Origin of the sequence: Bifidobacterium adolescentis ATCC 15703 (genome assembly GCF_000010425.1) — a bacterium.
GTDB classification, from domain to species: domain Bacteria; phylum Actinomycetota; class Actinomycetes; order Actinomycetales; family Bifidobacteriaceae; genus Bifidobacterium; species Bifidobacterium adolescentis.
The window spans coordinates 2,053,685-2,066,359 of the sequence record NC_008618.1; the positions used below are offsets into that span (position 1 = coordinate 2,053,685).

The window sequence follows — 12,675 nt, forward strand, 5'->3', positions numbered from 1 at the left end:
GCGTCCAGCGTTCGAGGATTTTTTCGTACCACGGCCCGTACCCGTCGCCCGCAACCCGTCCAAGGAACCCTATGTGCATGATGTCACGACGTCTGACGACTCCCCCTGATCTCCGCGACGCATACCACGACGTTGTCGGGATTGAAGACGATGGCAGTGTCGCAGCGGACCGCGCGCCACAGACGGATGCTGGCAGCCGGCTGGCCCGCATCGAACGAATTCGCACAATCGGAGACGAACCCATTTCATACGAGCAGACCTACATCAATCAACGGGGCTATCCGTCATTCCTGGAGCTGGATTCGACCGGCTTCATCTACCAGTTGCTGCGAACGGCCTGCAGCGCCGACATCCATACCGTCGAGGAAACCATCGAAGTAGTGCCGGGCCATGGGCCGTTGCATCCGTCATCTAAGACTGCAGACCGGAGCGCCGCTGCTACGCGTGTTCTCCCGAGCGCTCGACTCGGACGGTCACTCAGTGGTGCTGTCGCAGAATACCTATCCGGCCAACAAGGTGCGTCTCACAACATCAAAGACGATTTGAGGAACAACCTCATCCAGCGGTCTCAATCAGCTCCGTCAGCCGCCAGTCCAGCCATGAACAGCCATTTCCCAAGACGGAATGCATCTTCTGGCATGAATTCGGCAAGGAAACGTAAGCGTCAGACAGACGTTGGCGGACGACCTATAAAAGCATGGTCATCCGCCAACGTTATTCAAGAAGGAAGGTCAGGCTTGATTCACGAGAAATCAGCCCTTCGCCGCCTTACGAGCAGCCTTCCTGGCCACACGCGCTTCCTTACGGGCCGCAACGCGCTTAATCGTGCCCGGCATCCAACGCCACACGGAGAAGAAGGCAAGCATCGCCAGAATCACGCTACATACCGTGTTGAACACAATCTGTATGGTCTTCATTCCATTGCTGAACTTGAAGCCAGCACCAGGCAATGCGCCGTTCATGCAGTTCGTATTCGCGACCGTGTACAGCAAGTGGTGCATGGCCTGACGTGCGTAGTGGTAGGTCGCCGCATCATTGAAATCGAGTTTCTCTCCGGTCGGATCATCGCTCACGTTCAGCAGTTTGATGTCGGCTCCCGCCTCCAGCATCTGGTATGGGCTCATGAATTTGCCGGTGTTGGCGTTGTCGGTGATGATCAGACCATTGAATCCCCATTCGTCGCGTAGCAGTTGCTGGATCAGTGCATGGCTGCCGCCGGTCCAAGTGGCGCCGATACGGTTGAACGATGTCATCACACCTTTGGCGATCGGAGTCTTGACGACCTTGTTCTCATAGGTTCCATCGGACTTCTTCACCACAGTCTTCATGTCCATATCACCAAGGTGCATGCACATGTCGAATGGCTTCAGATAAATCTCGCGGATGGCCTGTTCGTTGGACCAGGTTGCCACGGAGAAGTTGCCAGGCCTGTCACCACGGTGGTTCTCCTGGTCGTTAAGGGCGAAGTGCTTGATGTAGCTGTACACGCCCTTGGTGGCCGCGCCTTTGACCTCGAGGGAAGCCATGGACCCGGACATGTAGCCATCCTCGGAATAGTATTCGCCGTTACGTCCGGAGAATGGGGTCCTGTGGATGTTCATAGCTGGAGCGTACCAGCCATTCGCGCCGCCCAGCAGAGCCTCGTTGCCCATCATCTCGCCGAGGTCCTCCGCCAGTTGGGCGTTCCAGGTCTGGGTGAGCATCATGATGCTTGGGAAGGTCTTGCCGGTGCCTCCGTACATCCAACCGGTGGCCGAATCAGCATCGGTTTGGAACGGCTTGTCCACGGATTTGATGTAGTCCACGCCGTAGCCGGAGAAGTAGATGAGCTGGTTGTAATCGTCCTCGGTGAGCTCGTCAAGGATCTTGTCCCATTGCGCGTCGTCATAAGCCAATCCGCGCATGTCGGAGACCTTCAACCCGTTCTTCTTGCCGAATGTCGGCGTATCCATGATGGAGTCCTTGTCGACGGTGGTGCCGGAGTCGTTTCCTTCAAGATGTTTGATGAGTTTGGTGGAAGCGGTCTTCTTCCACGTGCAGGACGCGTTATTACCGTCGGAGTCCTTGCAATTAATCTCATTGCCCCAGGTATTGATCTCACCGGAGGATTCGCCGTAATGCTTCGGGAAGGTACCAGTCCAATCGGAACGGGACAGATAGGCCACTTCCGGATCGGAAGCCGCATCGAACAGGTTGGAGATGGCCTTGCCGGTGGTGGAGTCGGAGGCGAATGTAGTGGTGTCCGCATCAGTGTTCTCCGGTGTCCAGCTGGCCACCATGGTCTTGTCACCTTCCGAAGTCATGCCGTCGGCCACGGTCTTGCCTTTGTCGGCAAGGATATTGTTGACCGCTTGGTTGGCGTCGGTGGCCGCGGTGAAGCGATACTGTCCAGCGTCAAGGATGTAGGTCTTCGCGCCCTTGTAGTCGTATGCCTTGAGCTGATCCTTGCCGAAGGTGATTCGCACGGTTTCGCTGGTCCCCGGCTTGAGTTCGGAGGTCTTGCCATATCCGACCAAGTTCACGGATGCCTTCTCGACGGCGTTCCGCTTGTCGTAATCGGTGTATGGCGACTGCGCGTACAGTTCCACAACGTCCTTGCCTGCTGTATCGCCGGTATTCGTCACGGTCACGGTAGCGACGAAATCATTGCCATGCCGCGCAACGGAGAAATCTGACCATTTGAAATCGGTGTAGCTTAATCCGTACCCGAACGGGTACACGACTTCCTTGGCGTAATCGTAATCGCCCGCGTTGCCCTGACCGAGGACCTTGTCCTCGTAACGGGTCTCGTAATACTTGTAGCCGACGTAGATACCTTCCGCGTAATCCACATAATTGTATTTGGTGGCTTTGCCGTTCTCGTCGTAATACTGGTAGCTGCCGAAGTTCTGCGCGGCCGGTGAGGCCAGCGCATCCGCGGCGAATGTGTCGACGGTCCTGCCGGAGGGATTCACTTCCCCGGAGAACACCTTGGCAAGGGCGTTGGTGACGTTCTGCGAATACACGACGGCCTTGATGTTCGGGTACTGCTTGAGCCAGTCGAGTTCCATGGCAGCACTGGATTTGACGAGAAGAATCACGTCCTTGTAGTTGTCATTAAGGTATTTGATGATTTCGGTTTCGGTGGAGTCAAGCTCGATGTAGCTCTTCTCCTTGTCTTCCTGCTTGTCGGCGTGGTTGTACATGGAACGCGGCATTGTCAGTCAATCCGATATGAATAAACTGCAAGTTTAACGGAATAAATTGTTTTTAAAACGGAATCAGAAAACCAGATGCGAGACTTTTGGATCAACGAAGCCCAGACCATATAGCCGGGAGGGCCGATTAAGACAAAAACCTAGAGGGATAAAGAGTTTTAAATAAAGGGGCCTCCTGGGGGCCGGAAGGCCCGGCCGGGAGACAGGTCCCGGAGGAGAGGATAAAAAAGGGGCCTCCCGGGAGCCAAAGGCTCGACCGGGAGGCCCAACATGTGAAGCGGCGGCGTGCTACTCTCCCACACCCTCTCGAGTGCAGTACCATCGCCGCGCCTGGCCTTAGCTACCGGGTTCGGAATGGGACCGGGCGTCTCACCAGGGCTATGACCACCGCAAAACCGCAATCACGGAACGACAACCAAAACATGGCGGCCATTCCGGCCATTATGTTATGAACCGTGGCGGTCTGGGAACCGGCTAGCGGACGCGAGGCAAAGCCTACCGTTGTATCGTTCAGTGACCATCCCAACGCATATTGCCGTCCAGGACGATCCAGCACAGGAAAGACGCGGAACCAATCCCGCAAAAGGATCGGAATGTTATGTCGCCGTCGCCCGTTAGTACCGGTCGGCTCCACCCCTCACGGGGCTTCCACCTCCGGCCTATCAAACACGTGTTCAACATGCGGGCTACAACAGTTCAAGACCGTACGGAATCCTAATCTTGGAGCAGGCTTCCCGCTTAGATGCTTTCAGCGGTTATCCCTCCCGAACGTAGCCAACCGGCCGTGCCGCTGGCGCGACAACCGGCATACCAGAGGTTCGTCCACCCAGGTCCTCTCGTACTATGGGCAGGCCTCCTCAGGATTCCAACGAGCGCAGAGGATAGAGACCAAACTGTCTCACGACGTTCTGAACCCAGCTCGCGTGCCGCTTTAATCGGCGAACAGCCGAACCCTTGGGACCTGCTCCAGCCCCAGGATGCGACGAGCCGACATCGAGGTGCCAAACCATCCCGTCGATATGGACTCTTGGGAATGATCAGCCTGTTATCCCCGGGGTACCTTTTATCCGTTGAGCGATGCCGCGCCCGTGCGCCGGCACCGGATCACTATCTCCGACTTTCGTCCCTGCTCGGACCGTCGTCCTCGCAGTCAAGCCCGCTTGTGCGATTACACTCGACACCCGATTGCCAACCGGGCTGAGCGGACCTTTGAGCGCCTCCGTTACTCTTTGGGAGGCAACCGCCCCAGTTGAACTACCCGCCAGGCACTGTCCCTGACAAGGATGACTTGTCGAGGTTAGACGTCAAACGAGAACAGAGCGGTATTTCACCTTGCGGCTCCACGAATGCTGGCGCACCCGCTTCGAAGCCTCCCGCCTATGCTACACAATCCGCGCCTAACGCCAATACCAAGGTATAGTAAAGGTCCCGGGGTCTTTTCGTCCTTCTGCGCTTAACGAGCATCTTTACTCGTACTGCAATTTCGCCGAGCTCCTGGTCGAGACAGTGGGGAAGTCGTTACGCCATTCGTGCAGGTCGGAACTTACCCGACAAGGAATTTCGCTACCTTAGGATGGTTATAGTTACCACCGCCGTTTACCGGGGCTTGAATTCACCGCTTCGTCCCCGAAGGGATTGACGGATCCTCTTAACCTTCCGGCACCGGGCAGGCGTCAGTGCATATACAGCGGCTTTCGCCTTCGCATGCACCTGTGTTTTTGGTAAACAGTCGCTACCCCCTGGTCTGTGCCACCCACCAAAGCTCCGGACGCAAGGTCCTTCACCCCAGTGGGTCTCCCTTATACCGAAGGCACGGGAGTGATTTGCCGAGTTCCTTGACCAGGATTCGCTCGATCGCCTTGGTATTCTCTACCTGACCACCAGTGTCGGTTTGGGGTACGGGCGGCCATAGCCCTCACGCCGAGGCTTTTCTCGACGGCCTGGACAACCGGATATCGAACCATAACGGCTCCCATCATCACACCTCGCCATGCATGCCATGCGGATTTGCCTACATGACTGGCTGCGTGCTTGACCACGGAAAACCACCTCCGCGGCCGGCTCCCATTCCGTGTCACCCCTGCGCTGACCTACTGCGGCTACGCTCCCAACACCACGCGGCGATACCAACCCGAAGGAAGGAACCACCACGAGGCGGAGGTTAGTACTCACCGTCTCGGTTTTGCCGGTCCATGGTCGGTACGGGAATATCCACCCGTTCATCCATTCGACTACGCCTGTCGGCCTCGCCTTAGGACCCGACTCACCCGGGGACGACGAACGTGGCCCCGGAACCCTTGGTCATCCAGCGGACGGGATCCTCACCCGTCTCTCGCTACTCATGTCTGCATTCTCACTCCCACGAAGTCCACGGCCGGTTTCCACCGCCGCTTCGCCCCTCGCAGGACGCTCTCCTACCCAGCAACCATGAAGATTGCTGCCGCGTCTTCGGTGGTGTGCTTGAGCCCCGCTACATTGTCGGCGCGGAACCACTAGACCAGTGAGCTGTTACGCACTCTTTCAAGGATGGCTGCTTCTGAGCCAACCTCCTGGCTGTCTATGCGACTCCACATCCTTTCCCACTTAGCACACGCTTCGGGACCTTAGACGACGGTCTGGGCTGTCTCCCTCTCGACGACGGAGCTTATCCCCCGCCGACTCACTGCCGGAATACACGTCAACGGTATTCGGAGTTCGGCTGCTGTTGGTACCCAACAAGGGCCCGCAAGCATCCGGTAGCTCTACCCCCGCGACGCAATCGACCGACGCTGCACCTAAATGCATTTCGGAGAGAACCAGCTATCACGGAATTTGATTGGCCTTTCACCCCTAGCCCCAGGTCATCCCCCCGGTTTTCAACCCAGGTGGGTTCGGTCCTCCACGCGGTCTTACCCGCGCTTCAACCTGCCCAGGGCTAGATCATCCCGCTTCGGGTCCAGGACAAGCGACTGAAAACGCCCTATTCGGACTCGCTTTCGCTACGCATACGCCACACGGCTTATGCTCGCCACCCGCCACTGACTCGCAGACTCATTTTTCGATAGGCACGCCGTCACCCCACCAGGGAGGCTCCGACGGTTTGTGGGCGCACGGTTTCAGGAACTGTTTCACTCCCCTCCCGGGGTGCTTTTCACCTTTCCCTCACGGTACTGGTACGCTATCGGTCAGACAGGTATGCTTAGACTTACCCAACGGTCTGGGCTGATTCACGCGGGATTCCACGAGGCCCGCGCTACTTGGGACAACACGATCGGAAGACGGCTCACGTCCAGGTACGGGGCTGGCACCCTCTACGGCCAGGCCTTCAAGCCTGTTCCCCTGGCAAGCCGTTTTATGACTCCCGCCCGGCCCGTCGGAACCGGGACACGTGATCCCACAACACCGGCAACGCAACCCCCGACGGGTATCACGCGCAACCGGTTTGGTCTGATCCGCTTTCGCTCGCCACTACTCACGGAGTATCCCTTCCTGCAGGTACTGAGATGTTTCACTTCCCTGCGTACCCCCCGCCCATAGGCGGTGCCGGCCCATGACGGCCGGCGGGTTCCCCCATTCGGAGACCCTAGGATCAAAGCCATGTTGGAGGCTCCCCTAGGATTATCGCATCCTCAAACGTCCTTCATCGGTACTGTCTGCCAAGGCATCCACCATACGCCCTCGCAAGCGGCACAACAGCAAGACCATTGTCCCACCCGCGGGTTTCCTGATAGCAAGATCGCCAGACGACAAATCTTAACACTAAAATGATCACAAAACGATCGATCTCGAAACCAAACTCAATTGAAGAGTTTGGCGAAATCGCGATAAGCAAAAAGAAACGTTCTTTCAGTTTCTCTTGCTCGCGTCCACTATCCAGTTCTCAAACCACCACGCGCCACACGATCCGACCAGCCACCCAGGACCGGCCACCACGCATGGGCATCGAACCGCGCCACAGAAAACCCGTGGGGTGGCGGTCCGGGAGCCCAAAAGCATACCCATACCACTCCCGGACATCCCGACGGGACGTCCAAGCCCATGATCTCTTCCACACCAGCATCCACAACAACGACGCCGACTGCCGGCGTCCATGTGGCTCACACTGTCCAAAAACATGGACTGTATTCTCCGTAGAAAGGAGGTGATCCAGCCGCACCTTCCGGTACGGCTACCTTGTTACGACTTAGTCCCAATCACGAGTCTCACCTTAGACGGCTCCCCCCAAAAAGGTTGGGCCACCGGCTTCGGGTGCTACCCACTTTCATGACTTGACGGGCGGTGTGTACAAGGCCCGGGAACGCATTCACCGCGGCGTTGCTGATCCGCGATTACTAGCGACTCCGCCTTCATGGAGTCGGGTTGCAGACTCCAATCCGAACTGAGACCGGTTTTAAGGGATCCGCTCCCCCTCACGAGGTCGCATCCCGTTGTACCGGCCATTGTAGCATGCGTGAAGCCCTGGACGTAAGGGGCATGATGATCTGACGTCATCCCCACCTTCCTCCGAGTTGACCCCGGCGGTCCCCCGTGAGTTCCCACCACGACGTGCTGGCAACACAGGGCGAGGGTTGCGCTCGTTGCGGGACTTAACCCAACATCTCACGACACGAGCTGACGACGACCATGCACCACCTGTGAACCCGCCCCGAAGGGAGGCCCCATCTCTGGGGCTGTCGGGAACATGTCAAGCCCAGGTAAGGTTCTTCGCGTTGCATCGAATTAATCCGCATGCTCCGCCGCTTGTGCGGGCCCCCGTCAATTTCTTTGAGTTTTAGCCTTGCGGCCGTACTCCCCAGGCGGGATGCTTAACGCGTTGGCTCCGACACGGAGACCGTGGAATGGTCCCCACATCCAGCATCCACCGTTTACGGCGTGGACTACCAGGGTATCTAATCCTGTTCGCTCCCCACGCTTTCGCTCCTCAGCGTCAGTGACGGCCCAGAGACCTGCCTTCGCCATTGGTGTTCTTCCCGATATCTACACATTCCACCGTTACACCGGGAATTCCAGTCTCCCCTACCGCACTCAAGCCCGCCCGTACCCGGCGCGGATCCACCGTTAAGCGATGGACTTTCACACCGGACGCGACGAACCGCCTACGAGCCCTTTACGCCCAATAATTCCGGATAACGCTTGCACCCTACGTATTACCGCGGCTGCTGGCACGTAGTTAGCCGGTGCTTATTCGAAAGGTACACTCACCCCGAAGGGCTTGCTCCCAGTCAAAAGCGGTTTACAACCCGAAGGCCGTCATCCCGCACGCGGCGTCGCTGCATCAGGCTTGCGCCCATTGTGCAATATTCCCCACTGCTGCCTCCCGTAGGAGTCTGGGCCGTATCTCAGTCCCAATGTGGCCGGTCGCCCTCTCAGGCCGGCTACCCGTCGAAGCCATGGTGGGCCGTTACCCCGCCATCAAGCTGATAGGACGCGACCCCATCCCATACCGATAGAATCTTTCCCAGAAGGACATGCATCCAACTGGAGCATCCGGCATTACCACCCGTTTCCAGGAGCTATTCCGGTGTATGGGGCAGGTCGGTCACGCATTACTCACCCGTTCGCCACTCTCACGGCCGGAGCAAGCTCCAGCCGATCCCGTTCGACTTGCATGTGTTAAGCACGCCGCCAGCGTTCATCCTGAGCCAGAATCGAACCCTCCACAAAAAAACTTATGCGGAAAGCCAACACGTGACTCTCATCTAAGAAAATTGACGATCGCCTTATAAGGAAAGGCGCATCGCACAAAAACCTCACCGTCCTTCAAGGCCTCCCGGCCACTCGCAAGGAGCGGACGATGAACTGGCAATCATTGACTATAAAGAAGTAGTACAAATACGCTCTTGAGTTCTCAAACCACCACCGCACCAGCAGACCGCCCCAAACTCAAGGAGCCAGGCCGCCGTGCTGAGCAGCAAGAGATAAACTTACACGAGAACCCGCAAACGCGCAACCCGACGGGCATGACGAAGCGTGAAACCGTTGGAAATCCAACGTTCCATCGGCGTGTCGAAAACGAGCCAAACGCGACCTGAAACCGTTGATGACACCATCATAGGACGCTAAAACCACGGCCAGGTGAACGCGAAAACAACAACCCACGGCGTGTCGGAATCGCAAAGCCAAATGCGGATGAAGCGAAGACGCGAACAATGCAGCCATCTGCGCTATGAACGCGATATGGGATCCATAGCCTGACAACCGCACCAATGCAATATCAGGAAATACAGCGCCAAGAAAAAGCAGCACACGGATCCGAACGAAGGCAATGAGATGCAAAAGCCGGGAGGCTCCATGTTCCACGGAGACTCCCGGCTTGGTATTCAATTATTGGTTTTCAGTTATCAGCCAATCACTCGGCCTGAGCGGGCTCTGCAGCCGGCTCAATCGTGGCGACGGCCTTCTTGCGGCTCAGGTAGCGCTTGATGGTCAGGAACTCCAGACCGATCACGAGCACCGCAACCACGCCCCAAGCCACGTACATGGCGGTCTTCCAGATCGGGGTGGCGACCTTCGGCTCGCCATTCGCGTACTGCCAGCTGTTGGCGGCCGTGTACAGGATGTTGTGCGCGGCCTGACGCATGGCCTTCACGGAAGTGGCGGACTTATCGGTGATGTGGTTGGTGATCTTGGTGGTGGCAAGCATCGAATCGTTGCCCGCACGCACTTCCTGATCGGCGTTCTGGTAGCCGTAGCCGCCGAAGTAGTCGGTCAGGACGAAGCCTTTGAAGCCCCACTCGCCGCGCAGCACGGTCTGCAGCAGCGCGCTGTCGGCGCCGGCATAGGTGTTGCCGATGTAGTTGAAGGAGCTCATCACGGCCTGGGCGCCGCCTTCCTTCACGCTCATCTCGAACGGCTTCAGATAGATCTCACGCATGGCCTGCTCGTTCGTCCACGTGCACAGCATTTCCGTACGCTTGGTCTCCTGGTCATTCAGAGCGAAGTGCTTCATGAAGGAGTACACGCCCTTGGACTTGGCACCGGAGATCTCGCTGGATGCCATCACGCCGGAGAGCAGCGAATCCTCGGAGAAGTACTCGAAGGTACGGCCGGAGAACGCGTTGCGGTGGATGTTCATGGCCGGTGCGTACCAGCCAGCCACGTGCATGTCGTGGGCCATGTCGCCGATCATCTCACCGAACTGCTTGGCGAGATCCTTGTTCCAAGTGCAGGCGAATGCCGTGGAAGCCGGGAAGCCGATGGAGCCAACGCCGGTGAAGTTGTTATTCAGCGATGCCGGGCCGTCCGCATCGGTCAGCTGGATCTTGCCGACGGACTTCAGAGCCTGGGTGCCATAGCCACCATTGGCGATGAGGTTGTCCATATCGTCGAAGGTGAGCTGGTCGAGCAGCTTGTCCCAATCGGCGTCGTCATAGTCCTTGCCGTACATATCGGACAGCTTCAGACCGTTCTTGGCACCGGTGGTCGGCATCTTGTCGGAATCCTTGTCGAACTTCTTCGGATCGTAGTTCGAGTTGTTGTAGAAGGTTTCCTTGGCCTTGTCGGACATCTTGAAGTTGGTCGGGGCGGCGGTGGCCTCCTTGTAGTTCGCGAAGTGGTCGGCGCGGGACAGGTACGTCACATCGCCCGCCACATCATCGAACTGGTTCGTGGCCACGGTCTTGTCGCCATTGTGGGTGTTCGAATCGGAATCGTAGGTGACGGTGTCCTTCACGGTGATCGCCTTGTGATCGATCACGTGGTGCGAATCGGACTGGATGGAGATGTCATAATCGCCCTTCTCCAGCACGTACGCCTTCGCGCCCTTGTAGTCGTAGGACGCCATGTCGTCGTCATCGAACTTGACGGTGACCTTCTGGGACTCGCCCGGCTGCAGTTCCTTGGTCTTCTCGAAGCCGGCCAGGTTCTTGGACGCCTTCTCGATGCCGCCGTCGGTGTACGGCGGGTTGTAGTAGGCCTCGACCACGTCCTTGCCGGCCTTATCGCCGGTGTTGGTCACGGTGGCGGTGACGGTCACCTTGCCACCCTTGTACTTCACGCTGTCGAGCTTCTGATCGAACGAGGTGTAGGACAGGCCATAGCCGAACGGGAACGCGACGGTGTCATCATAATTAATCAGGCCTTCGTCCGAAGCGGTCTCATAGAACTTGTAGCCCACATAGATGCCTTCGGAGTAGTTGACAAAGCCCGGAATGGCAGTGACGTCGTCACCCGTGAAGCCCTTGTACTTGGCTGCCTTGTCTGCCATATTGGTGTATTCGAACTTGCCGAAGTTGTTATAGGACACCGACTTGGTCAGATCCTTGAGGAAGGTGTCGGAGGTCTTGCCGGACGGGTTGGTCTCACCGGCAAGCACCTCACCAAGGGCGGAGAAACCGGTCTGGCCAGCCGGCGGGCACCACACGACGGACTGGATCTGCGGATAGTCGTTGAGGAAATCGAACTGGAACGTGTTCGCGCCGTTGTAGACGAGCGTCACCTTCTTGAAGTTGCTGGTGACCAGGTCGATCATGTCACGCTCGGTCTTCGACAACTGAAGGAAGCTCTCACCCTTCTGGAAGTCGTCATAATCCTTGGAGTTGTTCTTGTAGGTGATACCCTTCGCCTTCATGTCCGTCGGCAGGTCCGCGCCCTCGCCGCCGACACGGGTCAGCACGACCACGGCCTCGTCCGAGAAATCCTTCGCGTCGGAGACCAGCTTGTCGGAGTACTGCTTGGCCGGCACCTCGGGCAGGGTCCAATCCTGAGCGAACATGCCGACCTCAGGACGATCCTTGCGGTAGTCCGTGTACAGCTTGCTCAGCTCCGTATTGGTCTTCAGGCCAGCCTGCTTCATGCCGTCAAGCAGGGAGACGGTCTTGTACTGCTTCGACATGGAGCCGGAGCCGGTGCCGCCGTAGACGGGGTTGGTGGAGCCCCAGCCGAACACGTTGACCTTCTTGCCGGACAGCGGCAGGTTGGAATCGTCATTCTTCAGCAGGGTGACGGCCTCCGACTGCACATCCTTGGCCAGCTCGTTGGCCTTGGAAACCGTGGCGTCGGACAGCGTGTACTTGGTGATGGTCGCATTGTTGAGCAGCGTGGAAAGCGGGCCGGTCAGCATCATGGACACGGCCACGACGATGCCTACCAGCGCCACCAGCCAGGATTCGGAATGGACGATCTTACGGGTCGCCACGTCCTTGACCGTCTTCTTGTTGACGGCGAAGGTGATGATCAGCGCGAGCACGAATAGCACGCCGATCGCAATCAGATATGGTGTCAATGAACCGATGACGTTCATGACATCAGCCATGTTGATTTGCAGCATGGTCTGCCTCCTCCTTGATTCTCATAACCAAACGACACATTGGCTCCAATGCCTTTATCGGAACCACGAAACCATTCAACACTGCCCCGCATCTCATGGTTTCGGTGAAGTGGCTGCAGATGCGTGCGGCAAGTGAAGACACTTCTTCATGTCGATGATTCGATTTCATCAGACTTCAACGTGCGGCACATGGCGTTTCCCCAGCCTGTCAATTCGCGTGCATAATCTGCA

The 12,675-nt window shown here is 57.6% G+C and carries 2 protein-coding genes, 3 rRNA genes and 1 pseudogene; 1 reads left to right on the forward strand and 5 read right to left on the reverse strand.

The window, feature by feature from the left end:
* Positions 1–80: 80 nt before the first annotated feature.
* A pseudogene (locus BAD_RS09460) lies at positions 81–323 on the forward strand (UTRA domain-containing protein); the annotation flags it as partial.
* 429 nt (positions 324–752) lie between these two features.
* On the opposite strand, the gene BAD_RS08480 reads toward BAD_RS09460, so the two are convergent.
* The 5 genes from BAD_RS08480 to BAD_RS08500 all read right to left on the reverse strand — a co-directional run bounded on the left by BAD_RS08480 (position 753) and on the right by BAD_RS08500 (position 12,444).
* Positions 753–3,197, reverse strand: coding sequence for a glycoside hydrolase family 3 N-terminal domain-containing protein (locus BAD_RS08480; RefSeq protein ID WP_231837084.1), 2,445 nt, complete (start codon positions 3,195–3,197; stop codon positions 753–755).
* A gap of 275 nt (positions 3,198–3,472) precedes the next feature.
* A 5S ribosomal RNA gene (gene rrf / locus BAD_RS08485) occupies positions 3,473–3,589 on the reverse strand.
* A 203-nt stretch (positions 3,590–3,792) separates the two neighbouring features.
* Positions 3,793–6,868: ribosomal RNA gene (locus BAD_RS08490) — 23S ribosomal RNA — on the reverse strand.
* 442 nt (positions 6,869–7,310) lie between these two features.
* Positions 7,311–8,840: ribosomal RNA gene (locus tag BAD_RS08495) — 16S ribosomal RNA — on the reverse strand.
* The 16S, 23S and 5S rRNA genes sit together here, the layout of an rRNA operon.
* Positions 8,841–9,525: 685 nt before the next feature.
* Positions 9,526–12,444 (reverse strand): glycoside hydrolase family 3 protein, encoded by a 2,919-nt coding sequence (locus BAD_RS08500; RefSeq protein ID WP_041777452.1) that lies wholly within the window; start codon positions 12,442–12,444, stop codon positions 9,526–9,528.
* Between the last annotated feature and the right edge of the window lie 231 nt (positions 12,445–12,675).

Coding starts and splice junctions, on each gene's coding strand:
- BAD_RS08480 (WP_231837084.1), bottom strand. CDS start 3,197: ATGCCGCGTTCCATGTACAACCACGCCGACAAGCAGGAAGACAAGGAG.
- BAD_RS08500 (WP_041777452.1), bottom strand. CDS start 12,444: ATGCTGCAAATCAACATGGCTGATGTCATGAACGTCATCGGTTCATTG.